We start from the raw sequence: 23,069 nt of genomic DNA on the forward strand, positions 1-23,069 counted from the left end.
AACTGGCGTCAGCCTTTGGGGCAAGGCGAGTCTGGATATCAGCGCATTTCGTCTCTTTAAATTTATAACCCTTTGTTTTTATTTGATTTATTCGTAATGCGGGTGTCTCTGATCGACTGTCAGAGCGTGCTGCAGGGGAGTTGAGCTGATTCTGCCAGCGGGTAATATCGGTTCCGTGCTCAGGGACAAGCACAGATCATCAGGATGATGATCAGGAACATCGCATGATGCGATTCATCAGGATGATGGAGTTGGGAGACGAAGGGACTAGGGAATAAAAGTGGGCGGCGCAAGCCGCCCCTTTTTTTGCCTGTGAAAAGGCCTTGGCCCAAATAAAAAGACCCGCATATCGCGGGTCTTCTCGTTTCGGGCGAACTCAGCGCTCGAGATGTTGCAGCTTGTCCTTAACGCCATCCCACTCTTCGGCATCTGCCAGGGCGTCTTTCTTCTCGGTGATGTTCGGCCAGACTTCAGCCAGATCGGCGTTCAGTTCGATGAACTCCTGCATGTCCTCTGGCACTTCATCTTCGGAGAAGATCGCCTGTGCCGGGCACTCGGGCTCGCACAGGGCGCAGTCGATGCACTCGTCCGGGTGGATCACCAGGAAGTTCGGGCCTTCGTAGAAGCAATCGACCGGGCAGACTTCCACGCAGTCGGTGTATTTGCACTTGATGCAGTTGTCGGTAACGACGAAGGTCATGTCTGATTCTCTCCTCGGGCGGCGGCCTGGGTTCTTTCTGCGAAGAATCTCCAGGCGTTCTGTCAGTGCCGCGGCTCAGGCTGTAAACCGGGCTGTCGTGAAAATGCGCGCGATTCTAACAGCTTGCGCGCGTTAGCGTTAGATCCGTGTCTTCCAGCTATATAGCAGCTCCAGCGCCTTGCGCGGACTCAGATCATCCGGATTGATCTTCTGCAATTCCTCCAGCAACGGATGCGGCACGCTGGCGAACAGATCGCTCTGCATCGGCACCTGTGACTGGCCAGGGGATTGCTTGGGCAAGTCGTGCGGCAGGCTCGTCGCTTCCAGGCGCGCCAGGTGCTCGCGCGCGCGGCTGATCACTTTGCCCGGCACGCCCGCCAATTGTGCTACGGCCAGGCCGTAGCTCTGGCTCGCCGGGCCGGGTTGAACGTGATGGAGGAAGACGATGCGCTCGTTGTGCTCGGTGGCGGAGAGGTGCACGTTGGCCACCACCGGTTCGCTTTCCGGCAGTACGGTCAGCTCGAAGTAATGGGTGGCGAACAGGGTGAAGGCACGCAGGTGCGCCAGGTGCTCGGCTGCCGACCAGGCCAGGGACAGGCCATCGAAGGTGCTGGTTCCCCGGCCGACCTCGTCCATCAGCACCAGGCTGCGTTCGCTGGCGTTGTGCAGGATGTTGGCGGTTTCGCTCATCTCCACCATGAAGGTGGAGCGGCCGCCCGCCAGGTCATCGCTGGAACCGATGCGGGTGAAGATACGGTCGACCAGCGATAGCTCGCAGGCCGTAGCAGGCACGAAGCTGCCGATATGGGCCAGCAGCACGATCAGCGCAGTCTGGCGCATGTAGGTGGATTTACCGCCCATGTTCGGCCCGGTGATGACCAGCATGCGGCGGTTGTCGTCGAGATCCAGGTCGTTGGCCACGAAGGGCGTGGTCAGCACCTGCTCGACCACTGGGTGGCGCCCCTGGTCAATGCGCATGCAGGGCTCTTCGACGAAGCGCGGGCGATTGAGGTCGAGGTTCAGCGCACGCTCGGCCAGATTGCTCAGCACGTCCAGTTCGGCCAGTGCCGCAGCGCTGTCCTGCAGCGGGGCGAGGTGGCCGATCAGGCGTTCGAGCAACTCATCGTAGAGCATCTTCTCGCGTGCCAGGGCGCGGCTCTTGGCCGACAGTGCCTTGTCCTCGAACTCCTTAAGCTCCGGGGTAATGAAGCGCTCGGCGCCCTTGAGCGTTTGCCGGCGGATGTAGTCGGCCGGCGCCGACTCGGCTTGTTTGGTCGGCAGCTCGATGAAGTAGCCATGCACACGGTTGTAGCCCACCTTGAGATTGGCCAGACCGGTACGGGCTTTCTCGCGGGCTTCCAGATCCATGAGGAACTGGCCGGCGTTCTCGCTCATCGATTGCAATTCGTCCAGCTCGGCGTCGTAGCCGGTCTTGAGGACGCCGCCGTCGCGGATCACCGCTGGCGGGTTGTCGATGATGGCGCGGGCCAGCAGGTCGGCCAGTTCCGGGTAGGTGGCGATGCTCAAAGCCAGTTGCTGCAGGTGCGGGGTGTCCAGCGTGGTCATCGCCCGTTGCAGCTCGGGCAGCGCAGCCAGCGCATCGCGCAGGCGGGCCAGGTCGCGCGGGCGGGCGTTGCGCAGGCCGATACGGGCAAGGATGCGCTCCAGGTCACCGATTTCCTTGAGCTGCGGTTGCAGCGTTTCGAAGCGGTAGCCGTCGAGCAGGCAGGCGATGGCCTCCTGGCGCGCTTCGAGCACCGTGCGATCACGCAGCGGGCGGTTCAGCCAACGGCCCAGCAGGCGGCTGGCCATGGCGGTCTGGCAGCGATCCATGACCGATTGCAGGGTATTGTCGCGGCCGCCAGCGAGGTTGATGTCCAGCTCCAGGTTGCGGCGGCTGGCGCCATCGAGGATGACGGTGTCGTCCAGACGCTCATGACGCAGGCTGCGCAGGTGGGGCAGGGCGGTGCGCTGGGTTTCCTTGGCATAAGCCAACAGGCAACCGGCGGCGCCGATGGCCAGGGTCAGGTTCTCGCAGCCGAAGCCTTTCAGATCCTGGGTGCCGAATTGCTGACACAGGCTCTTGAAGGCGCTGTCACGGTCGAAATCCCAGGGGGCGCGGCGGCGCGAACCCTTGCGCTTCTCGGCAGGCAGGCCCTGCGGCCAGTCGTCTGGAATCAGCAGTTCAGCCGGGTTCAAGCGCTCCAGTTCGGCCAACAGGTTTTCCCAGCCCTTGATCTCCTGCACGCTGAAGCGGCCGCTGGTGATGTCCAGCACGGCCAGGCCGAACAGGCGTTCATCTCCGAGCACGGCAGCCAACAGGTTGTCGCGATGTTCATCGAGCAGGGCTTCGTCGCTGATGGTGCCGGGGGTGATGATACGTACCACCTGGCGCTCCACCGGGCCCTTGCTGGTCGCCGGATCGCCGATCTGTTCGCAGATCACCACCGACTCGCCAAGCTTGACCAGCTTGGCCAGGTAACCTTCTACCGAGTGGAAGGGAATGCCGCACATGGGGATCGACTGACCGGCCGACTGACCGCGGGCGGTCAGGGTGATATCCAGCAGCTTGGCTGCCTTCTTCGCGTCTTCGTAGAAAATTTCGTAGAAGTCACCCATGCGATAGAACATCAGCTGATCCGGGTGCTGGTTCTTCAGTTTCCAGTACTGCTGCATCATCGGGGTGTGGGCTGAAAGATCCGTCATGGTTTCCGCTGTCCGGCTTAAATCGCAAAAGCGCCTAGTGTAGGGTATCGGGCTGGCCCGTTTCACCCCGGAGAACAACATGGATTCCGTCAGCCAACTGGCCGCGCAGCTCGGACGACAATTGCAGGCCGCCCATGCTCAGGTGACGACGGCCGAGTCCTGCACAGGGGGTGGTATCGCCGAGGCGATCACCCGCATTCCTGGTAGCTCCGCCTGGTTCGAGGCTGGCTACGTGACCTATTCCAATGCTCAGAAAACGCGGCAACTCGGCGTCTGTGCCGACTTTTTCAGCACGGTCGGGGCTGTCAGCCAGGAGGTCGTCGAAGCCATGGTTCGTGGCGCCCAGGCTCACAGTGGAGCGCGTTATGCCGTAGCGGTCAGTGGTGTGGCGGGGCCTGATGGCGGTTCACCCGAGAAGCCTGTGGGCACTGTCTGGCTGGCCTGGGGGGACGGAGAGCGTCTTTTCAGCCTGCGCAAGCAGTTTGCCGGTAACCGCGATCAGGTGCGCCGACAGACGGTCGAGGCCGCACTGGCTGGGCTCATCAGCCTGCTATCAGGGGAAAATCCGCTGGCGGGGTAGGCGGATGGCTTGCCCTGTGGAATAATACTGGCTACTTATACAGTTGTTGGCGGCCATCGAGGCCCTTGTGAATACGTGAGGATGGTAATGGACGAGAACAAGAAGCGCGCCTTGGCGGCTGCCCTGGGTCAGATCGAGAAACAATTCGGCAAAGGCGCCGTGATGCGCATGGGCGATCACGAGCGGCAGGCCATTCCGGCCATCTCCACGGGCTCGCTCGGGCTGGATATCGCTCTGGGTATCGGTGGCCTACCTAAAGGCCGTATCGTGGAAATCTACGGCCCGGAATCCTCGGGTAAGACCACGCTGACGCTCTCGGTAATCGCCGAAGCGCAGAAGATGGGGGCGACCTGTGCCTTCGTCGACGCCGAGCACGCCCTCGATCCCGATTACGCGGGCAAGCTTGGCGTCAATGTCGATGACCTGCTGGTTTCGCAGCCGGATACCGGCGAGCAAGCGCTGGAAATCACCGACATGCTGGTGCGCTCCAATGCCGTCGACGTGATCATCGTCGACTCCGTGGCCGCTCTGGTGCCCAAGGCCGAGATCGAAGGCGAGATGGGTGACATGCATGTTGGTCTGCAGGCGCGTCTGATGAGCCAGGCACTGCGCAAGATCACGGGCAACATCAAGAACGCCAATTGCCTGGTGATCTTCATCAACCAGATCCGTATGAAGATCGGTGTGATGTTTGGCAGCCCGGAAACCACCACCGGCGGTAATGCGCTGAAGTTCTACTCCTCGGTTCGTCTCGACATCCGCCGTACCGGCGCGGTGAAAGAAGGTGAGGAAGTGGTGGGCAGTGAAACCCGCGTGAAGATCGTCAAGAACAAGGTGGCGCCGCCATTCCGCCAGGCCGAGTTCCAGATTCTTTACGGCAAGGGTATCTATCGCAACGGCGAGATCATCGATCTCGGCGTCCAGCAAGGTCTGGTCGAGAAGTCGGGTGCCTGGTACAGCTATCAGGGCAACAAGATTGGCCAGGGCAAGGCCAACGCCGCGAAGTACCTGGAGGACAATCCGGCTGTTGCACGCGAGATCGAAGGTCAGATCCGCGACAAATTGCTCGTAGGCGGTGCGCCTGCCAAGGCTTCGGCCGAGGATATGGCTGACGCCGAAGTCGACTTCTAAAGCATGCCGGTCGTGCTGGACAGCCCGTCGGCAGTGCGGCGGGCGGCCATGGATCTGCTGGCGCGGCGTGAGCACGGTCGTGTCGAGTTGTCGCGCAAGCTCCTGCGGCGTGGTGCGCCGCAAGAGCTGATCGACGCTGCGCTGGAGCGCCTCGCCGCGGAGGGGCTGCTCTCAGAGGCCCGCTATCTGGAAAGTTTCGTCGCATCACGGGCGCGAGCTGGCTACGGCCCGCAACGCATTCGTGAGGAGTTGTTGCAACGCGGGCTTGCGCGGGGTGATATCGATCAGGCGTTGCGTGATAGCGGCGTTGACTGGTTCACCCAGTTGCGTGAAGTCTGGCAGCGCAAGTTTGCAGGTTGTCTGCCCGGCGATGCACGCGAGCGTGCTCAACAGGGGCGCTTCCTGGCCTATCGTGGCTATTCCATGGAAATGATCGGTCGCCTGTTGAGTGGCCGTGGCGAGTGGGACTAGCCGGTCAGGTCGTGCAGGTAGGTGAGCATGTCTGGCGCGCCGGCCAATCGCAGGCCCTCTCCCAAAGCCGTGGCTTGCGGATGATCCTTGGGTAGCAACAGCAATTCGGGCGTGCCTGCGCTCTTCCAGAGTGACAGGCGGGCATAAGGCATGCCGCTATCCAGTAACAGTCCCATGAATGCCGGGTCGTTCCAGGCTTCGCAGGGCATCGCCAGGACGTGATAACGCTGCTCAAGGCTCGCCAGAGCGTTGGAGTCGAGGCGGTAATGCGTCAAGTTGGCGGGCAGCATCACTTCCAGGCCGCGGCGGCGGGCATAAACGATTGCGCCCGCGAAGTTCGCGCCTTGCTGTTCTCCAGCCCAGAACGTGCGCTGAGCGCGCCAACTGGCCTGGCGTAGTTCGATCGGATCGCCCGCCAGATAGCGGGGCAGTGCCAGGCTGAATGTGCGGATAAAATCCTTGTAGCTGATGATGCGAACCTGTTTGCAGTGTTCGCTCGCGGCGTAATCCTCGAACGTTCGATAGCTCGTGCCATTGGCAAGCGTATTGGAGAAACCGTCGACCAGGCGTAGATCGAAGGACTGCAGAGTGTATTGCTCGATGGACACCACGCCGGCCAAGGCGGCGTGTGCCAGGGCTTTGTCTTCCTGCACCGGCCCGGAAAGCGCGTCGCGCGGTAAATCCACCAGGCGGTAAAGAGGTGGGCCGTCTTGCCAGACAATGCTGTCATGCTGTGCTGGCAGTGGCTTGAATGGCAACTGCAGGGCGCTTGCGCGCAGGAATGTCTGTCGCGCACTGCGGCCGATCAAGCCCAGGCGTTGGGCTAGCGAGGTCAGCCGAGTGCTGAAAGTCTGAGGCTCGGGCAGAGTCATGGCCAACAGGCGGCTCCAGATGGATCTGCTTCATTGTGGCAGACAGTGCTGGATGCTGCATGCAGGCAGGCGCCACGGGCAAAACTGTAGGGTCTGCGCTGTGGCAGAATAGCTGCATTCATTTGCGAGGGTGCCTCCATGCCCAGCCTGGTGCTGGATATCGCGTTATCGGCGGAACGGGTGCAAGCCATCTATCGTGGCCATGCCAACCGGATTATGGCGCAAAGCCGTGACGGACGCCGAGTCAGTTTACCTGCACACCATTTCCGGCCCTTTCTGACTCATACCGGCATCCATGGTTCCTTCGAGCTGGAATTCAGTATCGAGGGCGAGTTACTGAGTCTGCGTCGACTGGGCTGATGCGCGACGCGCCTCGCGTCGTTGCGGGATCGGCGGCTATAATCGCGACCCTCCATCTTCTGCCGAGCTGAGCCTGTCCATGTACTCCCTGGCCCGCGAGCTGCTATTCAAGTTGTCCCCGGAAACCTCCCACGAGCTATCGATCGATCTGATCGGCGCTGGCGGTCGCCTGGGGCTAAATGCACTTCTGACCAAGGCGCCGACGAGCCTGCCGACCCAGGTAATGGGGCTGCAGTTCGCCAACCCGGTAGGCTTGGCCGCCGGGCTGGACAAGAATGGTGATGCCATCGACGGCTTCGCGCAGTTGGGCTTCGGTTTTGTCGAGATCGGCACCGTCACGCCGCGCCCCCAACCGGGCAACCCCAAGCCGCGTCTGTTCCGCCTGCCGCAGGCCGAAGCGGTGATCAACCGTATGGGCTTCAACAACCTTGGCGTCGATCACCTGCTGCAACGGGTGCAGGCAGCGAAGTTCAAAGGCGTGCTTGGCATCAATATTGGCAAGAATTTCGACACGCCCGTCGAGCGCGCCGTGGATGACTACCTGGCCTGCCTGGACAAGGTCTACGCCCATGCCAGCTACGTGACGGTCAACGTCAGCTCGCCCAATACGCCCGGGTTGCGCAGCCTGCAGTTCGGCGATCAGCTCAAGGCTCTGCTCGAGGCGTTGCGCCTGCGCCAGGAAGATCTGGCCCAATTGCATGGCAAGCGCGTACCACTGGCCATCAAGATCGCCCCTGACATGAATGATGAAGAGACCGCTCTGGTGGCCGCTGCTCTGGTCGAGGCGGGTATGGATGCGGTGATCGCCACCAATACCACCTTGAGCCGTGAGGGTGTCGAAGGGTTGGCGCACAGCGAAGAAGCAGGCGGCCTTTCCGGAGCCCCGGTGCGCGACAAGAGCACGCATGTAGTCAAGGTGCTGGCAGGTGAGTTGGGCGGACGTCTGCCGATCATCGCGGTCGGCGGTATTACCGAAGGCAAGCATGCTGCGGAGAAGATCGCTGCCGGGGCGAGTCTGGTGCAGATTTACTCTGGGTTCATTTACAAGGGGCCGGCGCTGATCCGCGAAGCCGTGGATGCGATTGCCGCCATCCGCAAATGAAAAGGGGCTCCCTCTGGAGCCCCTGGGCTTGCGCCCGCCGCCCGGATGGGGTCGGCATGGTGAAGTCTGAAGAGTCTTGGAGCCTGGCTAACTGATTAAGCGGTGGAACCAGGCTCCTGAATCAGCCGACAGCGTGAAGTTCGTTGAGTCGGTGGATACCGGCCGCGCCGGTCAGCCCGTCCCAGTTGTCGCCACGGCCCTCACGCCAGCCGTTCATCCAGGCTTGACGTACCGATGGCAGGGTGAATGGGCAAAGTTCGCGGGATTTACCATTGATGCCGTATTGATAGCCGCGCAGAAAAGCTCGTTCTAACGGATCACGCTTAAGTCTTCTCATAGGGTGTTGCCCTCACTGTTGACTGTTATGTCCCGTTGGCCTCGTGGCGAGGCCTGGCAGATGGATGTCTGCCTGCGGAGGTCGCTGCCGGCGTGGCGAGCCTCCTGTTGCGTTCGCCGTTGCAGCGAAGCCTTAGGTAGAGTTCTAACGAATGCCCTCTGCCCTGTGAATGATCGATTTGTCATAAGGGCGTAACCTTATCGAGGGTCAAGCCATAAGTAGACTGGTCATGCGTCCAGTCAGCGCCAGCCAAACGGCGTGAAGACTGGGCTGCAACTGCGGCGCTGTCACCGTGATGGCGCAAATGAGATTGCTGCTTATTCCGACGAAGGGTCGCGCTGCGACGCTTTGTCACTTAATGTGAGTCGAGGTGCGTTGCACCTTTTTTACCTGCCACTGGCACTGGATTGTTCATGTCCGAGCGTTACGAAATCGTACTTACCTGCCCCAAGGGGATCGAAGGCCTGCTGCTGGAAGAGGCGCGTAGTCTCGGTCTGGAAGAGGCGCGCGAGCAGACCGCGGCTGTCCGCGGGCAGGGCGATCTGGAGGTGGCTTATCGGCTGTGCCTCTGGTCGCGTCTGGCTAACCGCGTGCTGCTGGTGTTGTCGCGCTTCTCCATGGGCAGCGCCGAGCAGCTGTATGAGGGTGTTCAAGCCGTGGACTGGCGTGATCATTTGGAGCCGGCGGGCAGTCTGGCCGTCGAGTTCAGTGGCCATGGTTCCGGCATCGACAACACGCATTTCGGCGCATTGAAGGTCAAGGACGCTATCGTCGACCGCCTGCGCACCCGCACGGGCGAGCGGCCGAGCATCGACAAGCTCAACCCGGATCTGCGCGTGCACCTGCGCCTCGACCGGGGTGAGGCCGTGTTGTCGCTGGATCTGTCTGGGCATAGCCTGCACCAGCGTGGTTATCGTCTACAGCAGGGCGCCGCACCTCTCAAGGAGAACCTTGCCGCGGCCGTGCTGATCCGTGCCGGTTGGCCGCGTATCGCCGCCGAGGGCGGCGCTCTGGCCGACCCCATGTGCGGGGTGGGTACCTTTCTCGTCGAGGCGGCGCTGATGGCGGCCGATATCGCCCCCAATCTGAAGCGCGAGCGCTGGGGTTTTTCCAACTGGCTCGGCCATGTGCCGGCGCTGTGGAAAAAACTGCATGTCGAGGCCGAGCAGCGTGCTGCCGCCGGTCTGGCCAAGCCGCCGCTGTGGATTCGAGGTTACGAGGCGGATCCCCGGCTGATCCAGCCGGGGCGCAACAACGTCGAGCGGGCCGGATTGGCCGACTGGGTGAAGATCTATCAAGGCGAACTCGGTACCTTCGAGCCGCGCCCCGACCAGAATCAGAAAGGTCTGGTGATCAGCAACCCGCCCTACGGCGAGCGCCTGGGTGACGAGGCCAGCCTGCTGTACCTCTATCAGAATCTCGGTGAGCGCCTGCGTCAGGCCTGTCTGGGCTGGGAGGCTGCGGTGTTCACCGGGGCTCCTGAGTTGGGCAAGCGCATGGGGCTGCGCAGCCATAAGCAATATGCCTTCTGGAACGGTGCGCTGCCGTGCAAGCTGTTGCTGATCAAGGTGCAGACCGAGCAGTTCGTCACTGGTGAGCGCAAGGTGCGTAGCGAGGAAGACGTACCCGCCGAGGCGGCGACGCCGGCGCGCTTGTCCGAAGGTGGGCAGATGTTCGCCAATCGCCTGCAGAAGAACCTCAAGCAACTGGGCAAATGGGCGCGCCGGGAGGGTGTGGAGTGCTACCGCCTGTACGATGCCGATATGCCCGAGTATGCCCTGGCGGTCGATCTGTACCGCGACTGGGTGCACGTGCAGGAGTACGCTGCGCCGCGTTCGATCGACCCGGAGAAGGCGCAGGCGCGCCTGCTCGATGCCCTGGCTGCTATTCCACAAGCGCTGGGCGTGGCCCAGAACCGTGTGGTGATCAAGCGCCGTGAGCGTCAGGTCGGCACCAAGCAGTATCAGCGCCAGGCCGCTCAGGGGAAGTTCATGGAGGTGGTCGAGGGCGGCGTGAAGTTGTTGGTCAACCTGACCGATTACCTCGACACCGGCCTGTTCCTCGATCATCGTCCGCTGCGCCTGCGTCTGCAGAAGGAAGCCTCAGGCAAGCGCTTCCTCAACCTGTTCTGCTACACCGCGACGGCCACCGTGCATGCCGCCAAGGGCGGTGCGCGTAGCACTACCAGTGTCGATCTGTCGAAGACCTATCTCGATTGGGCGCGGCGCAATCTCTCGCTCAACGGCTTTTCCGACAAGCACCGTCTGGAGCAGGCCAACGTCATGGAATGGCTGCAGGCTGACCGCCAGGAATACGATCTGGTCTTCATCGATCCGCCAACCTTCTCCAACTCCAAGCGCATGGAGGGCGTGTTCGACGTGCAGCGTGACCACGTCGAGCTGATCGACCTGGCCATGGCGCGTCTGGCGCGTGGTGGCGTGTTGTACTTCTCCAACAACTTCCGCAAGTTCCAACTCGATGAAGGGCTGGCGGCGCGTTATCAGGTGGAGGAGATCAGTGCGCAGACGCTGGATGCGGATTTCGCGCGCAATCCCAAGATCCACCGTGCCTGGCGCTTCACGGCACGATAGCGCGAGAACGGCAGGTGATGACTGAGGCGTTCAGTCATTACCTGCCGATATAAGGCCGGATGGACAAAGCGCCATCCGCCGTGTGTTCTGACTCAGCGTTTCGGCTGCTTGTAGGTGTCCAGCAACACCTGATCGAGGATGGAGCTGGCGCCCCAGGGTTTCGGATCGTTGAGAATCGCCACCACGGCCCAGTCCTGTCCATTGCTGTCGCGGCTGTAGCCGGCGATGGCGCGCACATTGTTCAGGGTTCCCGTCTTGATGTGCGCTTCACCAGCCAGCGGCGTACGGCGCAGACGTTTGCGCATGGTGCCGTCCATTGCCGCCAGCGGCAGGGAGCTGCGGAACTCAGCGGCATAGGGGCTGCGCCAGGCGGCCTGGAGGATGGCTGCCATCTCGCGTGCGCTGATGCGCTCTGCCCGCGACAACCCTGAACCATTCTCCATGACCAGTTGCGAGGCCGTGATGCCTTTGCGCGCCAGCCAGCTGCGAATCACCCGTTGAGCGGCCATGCCGTCGTCCTTGTCGGCCGCGGTGCGGAAGTGCGCGCCGAGGCTGAGGAACAGCTGCTTGGCCATGGTGTTGTTGCTGTACTTGTTGATGTCGCGGATCACTTCCACCAGATCCGGTGATTGCGCCTGCACCAGCAGACGCGCCTTCTCCGGTACCTGGCCCTGACGATCCTTGCCGAGGATCTTGCCGCCCAGCTCCTGCCAGATCCCGCGTACTGCACCAGCGGCGTAACTGGGGTGGTCGAGCAGCGACAGGTAGGTCTGTGCGCTGCAGCCCTCGGGTAGCTTGCCGGTGACGATCACCGTGGTGCCGTCGTACTGGCTGACCGGGTTGTAGCGCACGTCCGGCCAGGCGGGGCAGGGCGCGGACTTGAGCAGCTTGACCTGGTTGTCGATACGGATCGAGGGAATCGGCGGATCCATGGCGATCTGCACCTTGCCCTCGGCGGCGCGAGCGACGAAACGCTGTGCCTTGAGGTTGACCAGCAGCGCATCAGGCTTGACCAGGAAGGGCTTGTTCTCATCGCCGCCGTCGTCATTGAAGGCAGGTAGCTGCGGAGTGACGAAGAAACTGCGGTCGAGCACCAGATCGCCCTGAACCTGCTGTACGCCGTTGATGCGCAGATCACGCAGCAACAGCCAGAGCTTCTCCATGTTCAGCTTGGGATCGCCACCGCCCTTGAGATAGAGGTTGCCTTGCAGCACACCGTTCTCCAGTGGGCCGTCGGCATAGAACTCGGTTTGCCAGTGGTGGGTCGGCCCCAGCAGTTCCAGCGCGGCGAAAGTGGTCACCAGCTTCATGGTCGATGCCGGGTTGACCGAAACGTCGGCATTGAACTGCAAGCCACCAGGCTGGCCACTGAGCGGCAGTGTCACTACGGACAGCGATTGGGTGGAAATCTTGTTCGCTCGCAGGGCTTTTTCGACATTCGCCGGCAGGCTGATGGACGTTGCCGCGTAGGTGGTCAGAGCGAGGGGGAGCAGAAAGGCGCCGAGCGCCAGTTGGCGAAACCGTTGGATCATCGAGAAAACCTTCCGCGTGCAGCGGAGCAACGATAGATGGGCAGGGACGAATGGCGCCCATTATGCCGTACGGCTGTGCTTTTGCACGCGATCAAGACGGGCTATCGGGCGTGGAAACTGCTAGAGTGCCGCGCGTTATCACCTAAGAGGAAAGTTACATGGCGACCAATCGTTCCCGCCGTCTGCGCAAGAAGCTCTGTGTCGATGAATTCCAGGAACTGGGCTTCGAGCTGACCCTGAACTTCAAGGCCGACCTGAGCGATCAGGTGATCGACAGTTTCATCGACCAGTTCCTGGACGATGCCATCGCCGGCAATGGTCTGGACTACGTCGGTGGCGAAGACTACGGCCTGGTGTGCCTGGCCAAACGGGGTTCGGTCAACGAAGAGCAGCGCAGTGCCGTCGAAGCCTGGCTCAAGGGCCGCGACGAGCTGCAGGGCTTCGAAGTCAGCCCGCTGCTCGATGTCTGGTATCCGGGTAATCCGATCAACCAGGCGTGAGCCTGTGGAGTGCCGGGCTCCCGGCACTCTCTCTTTGCTCGTTCAGGCCAGCCCTGCCTTCGCCAGGATGGCCTGTTCGTCCAGCGCATCGATCTGCTGCTTCTGCATGAAACGTTCGGCGTAACGCATTGCGACGCCCGAACGAATGAAGAGCGCGAACAGATCGGGGTCGATATGCGCGCCTCGGCACATCCCGGCCATGATGTTCAGCGCCTCGGATAGTGTCTTGCCCTTTTTGTAAGGGCGATCCACTGCCGTCAGGGCTTCGAAGATATCGGCGATGGCCATCATCCTGGCCGGCAGACTCATCTGCTCGCGTGTCAGGCGCTTGGGATAGCCGCTGCCGTCCATTTTTTCATGATGACCGCCAGCGATCTCGGCGACGTTCTGCAGGTGCCGTGGAAACGGCAAGCGGCTGAGCATGAGAATGGTCTGCACGATGTGGTGGTTGATGATGTAGCGCTCCTCGGCCGTCAGCGTGCCTCGGCCGATGCCGAGGTTGTGCAGCTCGCCGCGGTTGAATTTGTAGGTGGGCACTTCCAGCTGGAAACCCCAGGGGTTGTCCGCATCGATGCGCTCCTGTTCGGCGCGTTCGATCAGGTGCTCGGGGCGATCGGCCAGCAGCGGCTCGGCAACCGGCAGAGCGGCCGCTGGCGTGCGCTCCAGGCGTTGGGCCTCTTCCCAGGACACTCCCAGGCGGTTGTCGAGCGTGCGCAGCCAGCGGCGCTGTGCGATCTGCTGGAGGCGGGCGAGATCGGCTTCGGCCATGGCTTCTCCGCCGAGGTTGGTGTGGGCGACGAAGGCGAATTCGTCGTCGAGTTGGCCCAGCAACTCGTCGCGCAGCAGGGCCAATGCCTGCGCATCGCCACCCTCGGCGCAGCCTTTCCAGTAGCTGATCCAGGCATCGCGCTTGAGCACTTCGAAGCGCATGCGTATTTCGTGGATGCGGTCGTACAGGGTTTCCAGCTTGGTGGCCTTGTCCACCACGTATTCCGGGGTGGTGACCTTGCCGCAGTCGTGCAGCCAGGCCGCGATATGCAGTGCTTCCCACTCTTCCTCGTTGGGTTGGTAGTCGCTAAAGGCCGGTGCATTGCTATTGGCCGCAGCCTCGGCGAGCATCAGGGTGATTTCCGGCACGCGCTGGCAGTGGCCGCCGGTGTAGGGGCTCTTGGCGTCGATGGCGCCGGCGATCAACTGGATGAAGGCGTCCAGCAGCTGTTTCTGCCGGGCCAGCAGGCGCTGGCTTTCGATGCACAGGGCTGCGCTGCCGGAAACCGCATCGACGAATGCCACGCGCTCGGGGCTGAGCATGCTGTCGTCCTGTTCGCCGCTATCGCGCTGCAGCAGCACCAGAACTCCGACCGTTTCGCCCTGGCGATTGTGCAGGCCGGCGGCGATCAGGTGCAGGCGCGGGCTATCCATGGCCGACAGCAGACCGCGGAACTGGCCGGCCTGGTCGAAGCCGATGGAGGTCGCGACGCTATTGCCACCGCGTGCCGGGCCGCTGAGCCATGCCGGTAGGCTGCTATCATCACGCTGCAGCGCCTCGATGCCGAGCGCCGCTATGGACTGGCTTTCGCCGTCGATCAACACACCCTGGGGCTCCAGGCGCGCGCTGTCGGCGTCGAGCAGGTAGAGCAGCCCGCCCTGAGCCTCGCTGATGGCCACGGTGGAATCCATCACCCGCTTGATCAGCGTCTCGAAGCGGGTTTCCGCCGAGAGGCTGGCGGCGATGTCGAGAAAGCGTGACAGCGTGTCCTTCATGTGGGTCATGGACAGCGCCAACTGGTCGACTTCGAGGATCGGCGAGCGGCCACTGGCCGGATGGCCGAAGTCGAAGCGACGAATGGCCTCGGCTTCCTCGACCAGCGAGCGCAGCGGCTTGACCACCAGCCGCGAGGTCAGCCAGCCCAGTGGCAGGCACAGCAGCAGCGTGGTCAGGGTGATCAGGGCGCCTTGCCAGCGGATGCGATAGGCCTCGGCCAGCAATTCGTGCTCCGGCACCAGCAGGGCCAGATTCAGCCCTTGCGGGCCGCCTTCACGAATATGGCGCTGAGCCATGACCCAGCGCTGATGAGCCAGTTCGATCACGCCCTGGCTTTGCTCGCCCAGGTTGCGTTCGAGCAGCTCGCCGAGTGCAGGATTGAGGTCGCGCACCTTGACCCGGCTGGTGCGCCCCTCTTTCTCTGCCAGCAAGCGGCTGCTGTCCGGGTAGGCGACTGCATTGCCGTCGCTGTCCGCCAGCACCACTTCGCTGTTGGGCGTCACGCGATGGGCGGCGAGGGTGGCGGACAGGTCGTCGAGGGTGAGATCGGCCGCCAGCACGGTGGTCAACCCGGTACGGCGTGCCAGGGTGGTGCCGATCTCCTGGGTGGAGAAGAACAGGTAGGGCGCGGTCGTGATCTGCCCACCATCACCCCGGGCGCGCTTGAACCAGTCGCGCTCGCGCGGATCGTAGCGCTCGCTGAGGTTCTGCCGGCGGCTCAGCAGATTCAGCGAGCCGTCATAGAACAGGTAGTCGCTGGCTGTGCCAATGCTGCTGCGCTCGATGGCCCAGACCTGAAAGGCGGCCTTGTCCGGGGCATCGAAGCGCTGCTTGAGTACGTCGCTGCGCAGGGGGCGCACCATGAAGAAGTCGCCATCCTCGTAGCCGAGATAGATCGACGCCAGTTTGGGGTTGTCGCGCAGGGCCTGGACGAACAGCGGCAGCAGGGTGAGGCGGTCGTCGAGGTTGTCGGCCTGGGTCGAGGGGTTGAGTGCGATCAGGCTGAGCAGGTGGCGAATGGGGCGGTAGGTACTGTCCAGATCCTTCTCGACGTCGAGCTGGATGCGCTCGAACAGCGTGCTGCTGCTGGAGAAGATCAGGTGGCTGGTCTGTCGGTAGTTGAACAGGCCGAGCACAACGCCGGTAAAGAGCAGAAGCAGGGTGAACAGCACGCTGATGTGAACGTGCAGGGGAAAACGGCGTTCGCGGGGAACTGCTGCCTTGAGCATCGCTCTTCACTCCTTGGTCGCGCTGCGGACGACGGTTCGGGCTGGCTGATAAGGCGAGCCCTCTGAAGCGTAGTGAAGAGTTGGCCGACTTGCTGGGACGTCAGTGCTGAGTCTTGTCGGTCTGTGCACTGCCTGGCGTTTTACCCAGGCGCAATTGCAGCGCATGGATCAGCAAGGCCACCGCCAGCGCCAGGGCGGTGCCGATCAGCGCGTTGAACAGGCGCACTTCGGGCAGGTGCCAGTCGCGCGAAAGACTTTCGGCCAGCAGCACGAAACACAGGCTGGTCTGCAGGACGAACAGGCCATAGTGGTTGGCCTGCAGGGCGCGGCTGAGGACGATCAGCGGCAGCAGCATCATCACCATCATCGGCGGGCTCTGCAGGCTGTGCCCGAGCAGGATCAGCAACCCGGCGGCAGCAAGGCTGGCGAGGCTGGCCTGAACGGCACGCACCAGGCTGTTGTGAAAATCCAGCTGCAGCGTGGTGATCACTGCCAGGGTCAACCAATAGCCGCGCGACAAGCCGGCGAGGTTGACCACCAGCCCCGATGCGGCAAAGGCCAGCATGCAGGCCAGTGCGTGCAGGCGCCACTGGCGACGCGGCAGGCGCTGGGCATGCCGACGCAGTACCTTGAGCAGGCTGATCACGCGCGGCATATAGGGCCACATGCGCAGGCCATGCACGCCGCGCAGACCGAACGCCAGTAGCATCACCCACAGGCCGCCGAGGCTGAACAGCGTGGCTACGGCATAGGGGTTGTGCAAGTTGCCCATACCGAACTGGCCCTGGCCGAGGCATAGACAGATCGACAGGCCGATGCCGAGCTTGCCGGCCTCGCTGCCGAAGCGTTGCAGCCAGGCCAGCAGCAGGCCGAACGTGGCGAACAGCGCCAGGCTGATCAGCGGATGGCTGCCAGCCCAGAAACCCAGGCCGGTGCTGCAGGCGCCAAGGGCGGTGAGTAACAGCATGCGCAGCATGCCGAAGCGATGCAGCGGATTGGCCTGTGCCGCCTGAAACGCGCCCACCGACGCCCAGAGAAAGCCCGTGTGCGATGTGAACAGGCCCAGCAGCAAGGGCAGGGCGCAGCCCAGCCCGGCGATCACGGCGGGGCCCCAGGCGGGTGGCCCGGCATGCCAGGTGAAACTGTTGCGAATCAGGTTCTTCATGGACGCCTAGATGGGGCTGGAGCGACCGGTCATTTCCCGGGCCATTTCAGTTGCATAGCTGTCGGTCATGCCGGCGATGAAATCGATCACCCGCATGAACGAGCGATAAAGCGGCCAGCCCGGCTCCGGCGCATAGTAACTGAGCAGATCGAGGATGCGTTGATGCTTGAACGACAGCGGGCGGCCGCTGTGCAGCTCCAGTGCCGCGCCGCAGAAGGCGTTGAGCAGGATCTCCAGAGTGGTATAAGCGCCGATCTCGTGCAGGGTCTTGCGCTTGTCGTGGAAGATCTTCTCTCGCGCCAGGGCCTTGGCGTGCTGTACGCAGCGCTTGGCCGAGCCGTGCATGTGCTCGACCAGATCACCCTGCAGGGCACCGCGCAGCAGATCCTGCTGTTGCTCGACGAACGCGCCGGCAGCGGCGTTGGTCAGGTGCTCGATGGCCTTGCCACGCAGGATCGCCAGCTTGCGCCGGCGTGAATCCTTCGGGCCGAGCTGACGGTAGGTTTCCGGCAGGTCATCGCCGACCAGGTCGAGCAACAGGGCTTCCACTTCGCTATAGTCGAGCAGTTCCATCTCGACGCCGTCTTCCAGGTCGATCAGGCCGTAGCAGATGTCGTCTGCGGCCTCCATCAGATAGACCAGCGGGTGGCGCGCCCAGCGCTGGCTTTCCAGTTGGGGCAGCTCCAGCTTGGTCGCGATCTGTTCGAGCAGCGGCAACTCGCTCTGGTAGCAGCCGAACTTGTGCTTCTTGTAGCCCAGGGCTTCGGCGTGGCGCGCCGTCCAGGGGTATTTGAGGTACGTGCCCAGGGTGGCGTAGGTCAGGCGCGTACCACCGTCGAACTGGTGGTATTCCAGCTGGGTGAGCACACGAAAGCCCTGGGCATTGCCCTCGAAGTTGAGAAAGTCGCCGCGTTCGGCATCGCTCATGGCGTCCAGCCAGCCCTTGCCGGCGGCCTGCTGGAACCAGTGGCGGATGGCATCCTCGCCGGAATGGCCGAACGGCGGGTTGCCGATGTCATGGGCCAGGCAGGCCGACTGCACGACCATGCCCAGATCGCTCGGCTCGCACCAGTCGGGCAGTTCGTCGCGGATCATCTCGCCGACACGCATCGCCAGCGAGCGGCCGACGCAGCTGACTTCCAGCGAGTGGGTCAGGCGGGTATGGATATGGTCGTTGCTCGATACCGGGTGCACCTGGGTCTTGCGTCCCAGGCGGCGAAAGGCGCCGGAGAAGATGATGCGGTCATGATCCTTGTGAAACGGGCTACGGCCCAACTCGGCCGAGCTGGGCGCTGGTTTGCCGAGACGTTCGCGGGTGAGCAGGGTATGCCAATCCAAGGCCGATCCTCGCCGGGTTGATCAAGGCCCCTAGCTTGGGTGTTCGGGCGGTTGCCTGCAAGTCGCGGATTACAGGCCGGCGGCGTCGATGTCGACCAGTAGCAGGCGACGGCCGTTATCGATGAACTGGCCAGCCGTCAGGCAGTACTGGTTGCTGGTGGCGTCGCGGTAGGTGCTGGAGAGCGTCAGGCGGCGTTCTTCCCAACCTTCGGCGAGCAGTTGGTAGAAGTACGGTCGCCACGACCAGTTGTGGCCCAGGTAGCGGTTGTCGGCCTGCCAGCGTTGTGCGCGCCACTCGAGGTTGGGCGTGAGTTGCGTGCCATGACGGTCGCATTGGTAGATGCGCAGCAGCCAGGGGTAGCCATCCGGTGGGCGGAGGGCCTCGGCCGAGGCGCCGCTTTCGGCCCAGGCCTTGAGTTCGCTCATCAGTTCGGCCAGTTGCTGGCGCATGTTCACCAGGCGTGCTCGCTCGGACAGCTTGTGCTGCACGTAGCTGTCGCGCAGGTGGGCGAAACGGCCGACGAAGGCGTCGCTGGCGAACAGTTCGCGCTCGGGGCGGGCGAACAGGAAGCCTTGTACGTAGCGGGCGCCGCATTCCAGCGCGAAATTCAGCTCGGCCTCGGTTTCCACGCCCTCGGCGATGATCCAGCAGCCGGTTTTCTCGGCCATCTGCGCCAGTGCCTTGACCACTTCACCGCTGGGGCCGCCACGGGCGGCCTCCTGGAACAGGCGCATGTCCAGCTTGAGGATGTCCGGCTGCAGCGCCAGTACGCGGTCGAGCTGCGAGTAACCGGCGCCGAAGTCGTCGATGGCGATGCGTGCTCCGGCCTCGCGGTACTGCGCGACCACGTGTGGCAGGCGCTGACTGGCGCCCCCCAGCTCGGTGATCTCGAAGACGATGCGGCCCGGTTCGATGCCGCTGCGTTCCAGCTGGATGAGGCTGGGCAAAGGCTGAGTGGGGCGCAGGCGGCTGATCCAGCGCGGTGAGATGTTGAGGCTGAGAAACCAGTCCTTGGGCGCTTCGTGAAAGCGCATCAGGGCATCTTCGCGAACCTGGCGATCGAGCCGGCGCAGGGCCGCTGGCGGCGTTTTGGGATCGGCGAACAGAGGGCCAGCCGAGCGTGCCTGGCCGTGCTCATCGCGCAGCCGTGCCAGCGCTTCGACCCCGGCAATGCGCCCGGTGGCCGTGTCGATGAAGGGCTGGAAGACGGCGAAAGGCAGTCCGTCGATCACCTGGGCATCCTTAATTGTGAGCTGTGTTATGGCTATTGGATAAGCAGACGGCTCGACTAAGCAAGATCGCGGCCAGGCGGTATAGACCAGCGAAAATTTTATCGGCTAGTCATATCGCGCGGAGTGGCGGGGGCGTTGGAATTACGGCGCCTGAGCAGTGGCGCCAGCAGCAGGGCCAGGCGCAGCCAGCGGCGCCAGCCGCGTTTGCCGCCGATGAGGCCAGCCAGGGCCAAGGCACCACCAGTGAGCCATATTGGTGCGCTGCCGCTGCGCAGGCTGAGGCCGAAGTCTTTCGCCTGGCGCAAGGGTTGGGTCAGCAGCAAGGCCTCATGGCGGATTTCCTGGCGGCGCATTTCCAGGCGCATGCGCAACATGGCTTTGCGCAACTCACGGCGCGAGGCATTGCTGGGCAGTGTGGGTAGGCTCATGGCAACAGTTGCTCCCGGTCACGTTGCAGTTCTTCCAGGCTGGCGCTGAACGGGGCGGGCGCACGCAACAGGCTGGCCAGCAGCCAGCCGGCGCAGAGCAACAGGCCGATGCCATAGAACGCACAAAGCCCGATAGCCACGGCCAGGCGATGGGTATCCCAGTAGAGGATCAGCAGCAACGCGGACAAGCCGATCAGCAGCAGCAGGGCGAAGCCCAGGCTCAGCCCACCCAGCAGCAGGATGCGCAACGCCTGGCTGCGCTGTTCTTCCAGTTCGTGGCCGACCAGCTCCAGGTGACCCTGGAGCCAGCCGAGCAGTGCGCCGCCGAGGCGGCGCGGCGAAGGGCTATCGCTCATCTGCACGGTATCAGCGTCGGCTCAGGAGCAGGCCGATCAGCATGCCGATGGCAGCCGAGAGGCCGAGCGCCTGCCAGGGGTGCTTGTGCACATAGTCTTCGGTGGCGTCGACGGCGATCTTGCCCTGCTCGCGCAGGCTGGTCTCTGCGTGCTGCAGGGTTTCGCGAGCGCGAGACAGGCTGCTGCGGATGTCCTCGCGCAGATGATCGGCCTGCTCGCCGGCCAGGCTGGCGGAGTGCTGCAGCAGTTTCTCGGTGTCGTTGACCAGGGCCTGGAACTCGTCGAGCAGGCTGTCTTGCTGAGATGAAGCGGCAGTTTTGCGGGGCATCGTGCGCATCCTCTGCGTGGTGAATGTAAGGCTTGTGAGTGCAGAACGGCCTTGAGGGTTCAGTCAGATTAGCAAACTGTGTGCTGGTACATCGATTGCATTGTGCTGGTGCGTGATGCCTCGATCGTGCCCTTTGATGGGGCTTTTTCGGGTGGGGTCAGGATGGCCGAAATCGCGATTAACCCATTGATAAATAAAAAATAAGTACCTTTTCGAAAGAAACTGACGGTGCCATTTTGGTGCCGTCGGGCAGCGCCAGTATCGGGCGATGCCGTCTGGCTTGCCACTTGCTGGTGCGCAATTGCCAGGGTTTGCTTTCATTTGGTGCTTTTTCCATTTTCGGAGCCCTCGTCTTAGATGGAAAACCTCAACAGTGCCGTCGCCTCGCTGGTGCATGGTTCCAACACGCTGTTTATCTTGCTGGGTGCGATCATGGTGCTGGCCATGCACGCCGGTTTCGCCTTCCTCGAAGTGGGAACCGTCAGGCAGAAGAACCAGGTCAACGCGCTATCGAAGATTCTTTCCGACTTCGCCGTTTCGGCGTTGGCTTATTTCTTCGTCGGCTACTGGGTGGCCTACGGCATTACCTTTCTCGAGCCGGCTGCCGTGCTCACCGAAAACCATGGCTACGGTCTGGTGAAGTTCTTCTTCCTGTTGACCTTCGCCGCGGCCATTCCTGCGATCATCTCCGGTGGCATCGCCGAGCGTGCCAAGTTCGGCCCGCAGTTGTGCGCCACGGTGCTGATAGTGGCGTTCGTCTATCCCTTCTTCGAAGGGCTGATCTGGAACGGCAACCATGGCTTCCAGGCCTGGCTGGAGGCGCATTTCGGTGCCAGCTTCCACGATTTTGCCGGATCCGTGGTGGTGCACGGCGTCGGTGGCTGGCTGGCCTTCGGTGCGGTCATGCTGCTTGGCCGGCGCAATGGCCGCTACCGCGATGGTCGTCTGGTGGCGATGGCGCCGTCGAATATCCCGTTCCTGGCGCTGGGCTCATGGATCCTGATCATCGGCTGGTTCGGTTTCAACGTCATGAGCGCGCAGAATCTGGAAAATATCAGCGGCCTGGTGGCGGTCAACTCGCTGATGGCCATGGTCGGCGGCACCATGGCAGCCCTGCTGGTGGGGCGTAACGACCCCGGCTTTCTGCATAACGGCCCGCTGGCAGGCCTGGTGGCCGTTTGCGCAGGCTCGGATCTGATGCATCCGGTAGGCGCGCTGTTCACCGGCCTGATTGCCGGTGCACTGTTCGTCTGGGCCTTCACCGCCACGCAGGTAAAATGGAAGATCGACGACGTACTCGGCGTATGGCCATTGCATGGCCTGTGCGGCGTCTGGGGCGGGATCGCGTGTGGCATCTTCGCCCAGGAAAGTTTTGGTGGTCTGGGTGGTGTGAGCCTGGCCAGCCAGCTGATCGGCACGGCTGTCGGTGTGCTGGTTGCGCTGGTGGGTGGCTTTGCCGTGTATGGCCTGCTGAAGGCGACCCTGGGGATTCGCCTGGGTCAGGAAGAGGAGTTCAATGGCGCCGACCTGTCGATTCACAAGATCGGCTCGGTGAGCCACGACTGAGGTTTGCTACGGGCGTGAAAAAGCCGGGCATTGGCCCGGCTTTTTCATTGCTGAAGATCAGCCCTTGCGGCCTTCGACCTGCTTGCCGTTGACCGTGCCCTCCTTGAGCATGATCTGGTATTCCTTGCCGTCGGTTTCCACCTGATGCAGGCGCACCAGCAAATGGCCCCAATCCTTGGCGAACCAGAGTACGGTCTTGCGGCTGCTCTGGGTGGGGTCGCGCACGCGTTCGACCTTGATCGCGTCGATCAGGCCAGCGCGGGTGCGTACCACTTCCTCGCCCAGCACGCGGAAGTCATAGGTCTCGACTTCATCACCATCGACGACCTGGTAGCTCATGCTCTGCTTGCCGTCGGCGACGTCGAGCTGCAGGGCGATCTGGTAGCTGGATTTGTCCAGCAGGCCGCGATTGAGTGGCAGGCGCACGGCATTGTCGCGGTCGCTGCCGATGACCTGCTTCTGCTGCCAGTCGAAGTCCTGCTCGACCTTCTTGCTTTTGCCCAGGCCGCTGCGGTCGAAGCGGTAGCTCAGCGGCAGCAGCGTGCCGTTATCGAGCGTGAAGGTGCTTTGTTCGGTCAGGCCGGCGACCAGCATCGATGCCTCGAAATCGAGTTTCCAGCGCTCGCCATCGACTTTCTCGAGGCTGCGTTCGGCGCTGCCACTGACCGGCAGTTGCTTCCAGTCGGCGGTGTAGCTGGCGGAGAAGGGTTCCAGTTCTGCCGAGAAAGCCGGCAGGCTGAACAGGGTCAGGGCGAACAACAGAGCGCGACGCATAAAGT

General features: G+C 62.8%; 21 protein-coding genes. 8 read left to right on the forward strand and 13 right to left on the reverse strand.

Features of this window, described 5'->3' with window-relative positions:
* Positions 1-376 precede the first annotated feature (376 nt).
* The gene (gene fdxA, locus ACODS1_RS14225; protein WP_021441853.1) at positions 377-700 is read right to left on the reverse strand and encodes a ferredoxin FdxA; all 324 of its coding nucleotides are present in this window, start codon (positions 698-700) and stop codon (positions 377-379) included.
* Between the two features lie 138 nt (positions 701-838).
* A complete protein-coding gene (gene mutS / locus ACODS1_RS14230) occupies positions 839-3,406 on the reverse strand; it encodes a DNA mismatch repair protein MutS (RefSeq protein WP_489086162.1) in 2,568 nt (855 codons plus the stop codon).
* Between the two features lie 79 nt (positions 3,407-3,485).
* Here mutS and ACODS1_RS14235 point away from each other — a divergent pair, with 79 nt between their 5' ends.
* The 3 genes from ACODS1_RS14235 to recX all read left to right on the forward strand — a co-directional run bounded on the left by ACODS1_RS14235 (position 3,486) and on the right by recX (position 5,588).
* Positions 3,486-3,986, forward strand: coding sequence for a CinA family protein (locus tag ACODS1_RS14235; RefSeq protein ID WP_489086163.1), 501 nt, complete (start codon positions 3,486-3,488; stop codon positions 3,984-3,986).
* An 87-nt stretch (positions 3,987-4,073) separates the two neighbouring features.
* Complete coding sequence (recA, locus tag ACODS1_RS14240) at positions 4,074-5,117, forward strand: recombinase RecA (RefSeq protein WP_322978394.1); 1,044 nt, start codon at positions 4,074-4,076, stop codon at positions 5,115-5,117.
* Between the two features lie 3 nt (positions 5,118-5,120).
* A complete protein-coding gene (recX, locus tag ACODS1_RS14245; protein WP_489086164.1) occupies positions 5,121-5,588 on the forward strand; it encodes a recombination regulator RecX in 468 nt (155 codons plus the stop codon).
* Here recX and ACODS1_RS14250 read toward each other — a convergent pair.
* Positions 5,585-6,460 (reverse strand): DUF6685 family protein, encoded by an 876-nt coding sequence (locus ACODS1_RS14250; RefSeq protein ID WP_489086165.1) that lies wholly within the window; start codon positions 6,458-6,460, stop codon positions 5,585-5,587. The two genes, recX and ACODS1_RS14250, sit on opposite strands and share 4 nt — an antisense overlap.
* A 138-nt stretch (positions 6,461-6,598) precedes the next feature.
* Here ACODS1_RS14250 and ACODS1_RS14255 point away from each other — a divergent pair, with 138 nt between their 5' ends.
* Positions 6,599-6,820, forward strand: a complete 222-nt coding sequence (locus tag ACODS1_RS14255; RefSeq protein WP_489086166.1) for a DUF2835 domain-containing protein — start codon at positions 6,599-6,601, stop codon at positions 6,818-6,820.
* 79 nt (positions 6,821-6,899) lie between these two features.
* Entirely contained in the window at positions 6,900-7,922 is a 1,023-nt protein-coding gene (locus ACODS1_RS14260) for a quinone-dependent dihydroorotate dehydrogenase (RefSeq protein WP_322978390.1), read from the forward strand.
* 121 nt (positions 7,923-8,043) lie between these two features.
* Here the strand turns inward: ACODS1_RS14260 and rmf are convergent, their stop codons facing one another.
* Positions 8,044-8,259, reverse strand: a complete 216-nt coding sequence (rmf, locus tag ACODS1_RS14265; RefSeq protein ID WP_322978389.1) for a ribosome modulation factor — start codon at positions 8,257-8,259, stop codon at positions 8,044-8,046.
* Positions 8,260-8,672: 413 nt separating this feature from the next.
* Here rmf and rlmKL point away from each other — a divergent pair, with 413 nt between their 5' ends.
* Positions 8,673-10,850 carry a bifunctional 23S rRNA (guanine(2069)-N(7))-methyltransferase RlmK/23S rRNA (guanine(2445)-N(2))-methyltransferase RlmL gene (rlmKL, locus tag ACODS1_RS14270; RefSeq protein WP_489086167.1) on the forward strand — a complete coding sequence of 726 codons (2,178 nt, stop codon included), beginning with the start codon at positions 8,673-8,675 and terminating at the stop codon, positions 10,848-10,850.
* Between the two features lie 92 nt (positions 10,851-10,942).
* Here rlmKL and dacB read toward each other — a convergent pair whose 3' ends face one another.
* Entirely contained in the window at positions 10,943-12,382 is a 1,440-nt protein-coding gene (gene dacB, locus ACODS1_RS14275) for a D-alanyl-D-alanine carboxypeptidase/D-alanyl-D-alanine endopeptidase (protein WP_322978387.1), read from the reverse strand.
* Positions 12,383-12,540: 158 nt separating this feature from the next.
* On the opposite strand from dacB, the gene ACODS1_RS14280 reads away from it, so the two are divergent.
* Positions 12,541-12,882, forward strand: coding sequence for a YggL family protein (locus tag ACODS1_RS14280; RefSeq protein ID WP_322978386.1), 342 nt, complete (start codon positions 12,541-12,543; stop codon positions 12,880-12,882).
* A gap of 42 nt (positions 12,883-12,924) precedes the next feature.
* Here ACODS1_RS14280 and ACODS1_RS14285 read toward each other — a convergent pair whose 3' ends face one another.
* The 7 genes from ACODS1_RS14285 to ACODS1_RS14315 form a co-directional block, all read right to left on the reverse strand.
* Complete coding sequence (locus ACODS1_RS14285) at positions 12,925-15,876, reverse strand: HD domain-containing phosphohydrolase (protein ID WP_489086168.1); 2,952 nt, start codon at positions 15,874-15,876, stop codon at positions 12,925-12,927.
* 100 nt (positions 15,877-15,976) lie between these two features.
* Positions 15,977-17,041: an FUSC family protein gene (locus tag ACODS1_RS14290; RefSeq protein WP_489086169.1), complete on the reverse strand. Its 1,065-nt coding sequence runs from the start codon at positions 17,039-17,041 to the stop codon at positions 15,977-15,979.
* A gap of 6 nt (positions 17,042-17,047) precedes the next feature.
* Positions 17,048-18,379, reverse strand: a complete 1,332-nt coding sequence (locus tag ACODS1_RS14295; protein WP_489086170.1) for a deoxyguanosinetriphosphate triphosphohydrolase — start codon at positions 18,377-18,379, stop codon at positions 17,048-17,050.
* Between the two features lie 69 nt (positions 18,380-18,448).
* Positions 18,449-19,612 (reverse strand): EAL domain-containing protein, encoded by a 1,164-nt coding sequence (locus tag ACODS1_RS14300; RefSeq protein ID WP_322978382.1) that lies wholly within the window; start codon positions 19,610-19,612, stop codon positions 18,449-18,451.
* 98 nt (positions 19,613-19,710) lie between these two features.
* Positions 19,711-20,040 carry a hypothetical protein gene (locus ACODS1_RS14305; RefSeq protein ID WP_489086171.1) on the reverse strand — a complete coding sequence of 110 codons (330 nt, stop codon included), beginning with the start codon at positions 20,038-20,040 and terminating at the stop codon, positions 19,711-19,713.
* Positions 20,037-20,396 carry a phage holin family protein gene (locus tag ACODS1_RS14310; RefSeq protein WP_489086172.1) on the reverse strand — a complete coding sequence of 120 codons (360 nt, stop codon included), beginning with the start codon at positions 20,394-20,396 and terminating at the stop codon, positions 20,037-20,039. Before ACODS1_RS14310 ends, ACODS1_RS14305 begins: the two co-directional genes overlap by 4 nt.
* A 10-nt stretch (positions 20,397-20,406) precedes the next feature.
* Positions 20,407-20,724, reverse strand: coding sequence for an ElaB/YgaM/YqjD family protein (locus tag ACODS1_RS14315; RefSeq protein ID WP_322978379.1), 318 nt, complete (start codon positions 20,722-20,724; stop codon positions 20,407-20,409).
* A gap of 357 nt (positions 20,725-21,081) precedes the next feature.
* On the opposite strand from ACODS1_RS14315, the gene ACODS1_RS14320 reads away from it, so the two are divergent.
* The gene (locus ACODS1_RS14320; RefSeq protein ID WP_489086173.1) at positions 21,082-22,290 is read left to right on the forward strand and encodes an ammonium transporter; all 1,209 of its coding nucleotides are present in this window, start codon (positions 21,082-21,084) and stop codon (positions 22,288-22,290) included.
* A gap of 57 nt (positions 22,291-22,347) precedes the next feature.
* Here ACODS1_RS14320 and ACODS1_RS14325 read toward each other — a convergent pair whose 3' ends face one another.
* Positions 22,348-23,064, reverse strand: a complete 717-nt coding sequence (locus ACODS1_RS14325; RefSeq protein ID WP_322978377.1) for a DUF3108 domain-containing protein — start codon at positions 23,062-23,064, stop codon at positions 22,348-22,350.
* Between the last annotated feature and the right edge of the window lie 5 nt (positions 23,065-23,069).

The organism is Pseudomonas sp. FG29, from assembly GCF_057809355.1.

Coding starts and splice junctions, on each gene's coding strand:
- ACODS1_RS14285 (WP_489086168.1), bottom strand. CDS start 15,876: ATGCTCAAGGCAGCAGTTCCCCGCGAACGCCGTTTTCCCCTGCACGTT.
- dacB (WP_322978387.1), bottom strand. CDS start 12,382: ATGATCCAACGGTTTCGCCAACTGGCGCTCGGCGCCTTTCTGCTCCCC.
- ACODS1_RS14310 (WP_489086172.1), bottom strand. CDS start 20,396: ATGAGCGATAGCCCTTCGCCGCGCCGCCTCGGCGGCGCACTGCTCGGC.
- ACODS1_RS14290 (WP_489086169.1), bottom strand. CDS start 17,041: ATGAAGAACCTGATTCGCAACAGTTTCACCTGGCATGCCGGGCCACCC.
- recX (WP_489086164.1), top strand. CDS start 5,121: ATGCCGGTCGTGCTGGACAGCCCGTCGGCAGTGCGGCGGGCGGCCATG.
- ACODS1_RS14325 (WP_322978377.1), bottom strand. CDS start 23,064: ATGCGTCGCGCTCTGTTGTTCGCCCTGACCCTGTTCAGCCTGCCGGCT.
- ACODS1_RS14250 (WP_489086165.1), bottom strand. CDS start 6,460: ATGACTCTGCCCGAGCCTCAGACTTTCAGCACTCGGCTGACCTCGCTA.
- mutS (WP_489086162.1), bottom strand. CDS start 3,406: ATGACGGATCTTTCAGCCCACACCCCGATGATGCAGCAGTACTGGAAA.
- rmf (WP_322978389.1), bottom strand. CDS start 8,259: ATGAGAAGACTTAAGCGTGATCCGTTAGAACGAGCTTTTCTGCGCGGC.
- fdxA (WP_021441853.1), bottom strand. CDS start 700: ATGACCTTCGTCGTTACCGACAACTGCATCAAGTGCAAATACACCGAC.
- ACODS1_RS14280 (WP_322978386.1), top strand. CDS start 12,541: ATGGCGACCAATCGTTCCCGCCGTCTGCGCAAGAAGCTCTGTGTCGAT.
- ACODS1_RS14315 (WP_322978379.1), bottom strand. CDS start 20,724: ATGCCCCGCAAAACTGCCGCTTCATCTCAGCAAGACAGCCTGCTCGAC.
- ACODS1_RS14260 (WP_322978390.1), top strand. CDS start 6,900: ATGTACTCCCTGGCCCGCGAGCTGCTATTCAAGTTGTCCCCGGAAACC.
- ACODS1_RS14235 (WP_489086163.1), top strand. CDS start 3,486: ATGGATTCCGTCAGCCAACTGGCCGCGCAGCTCGGACGACAATTGCAG.
- rlmKL (WP_489086167.1), top strand. CDS start 8,673: ATGTCCGAGCGTTACGAAATCGTACTTACCTGCCCCAAGGGGATCGAA.
- ACODS1_RS14305 (WP_489086171.1), bottom strand. CDS start 20,040: ATGAGCCTACCCACACTGCCCAGCAATGCCTCGCGCCGTGAGTTGCGC.
- ACODS1_RS14255 (WP_489086166.1), top strand. CDS start 6,599: ATGCCCAGCCTGGTGCTGGATATCGCGTTATCGGCGGAACGGGTGCAA.
- recA (WP_322978394.1), top strand. CDS start 4,074: ATGGACGAGAACAAGAAGCGCGCCTTGGCGGCTGCCCTGGGTCAGATC.
- ACODS1_RS14320 (WP_489086173.1), top strand. CDS start 21,082: ATGGAAAACCTCAACAGTGCCGTCGCCTCGCTGGTGCATGGTTCCAAC.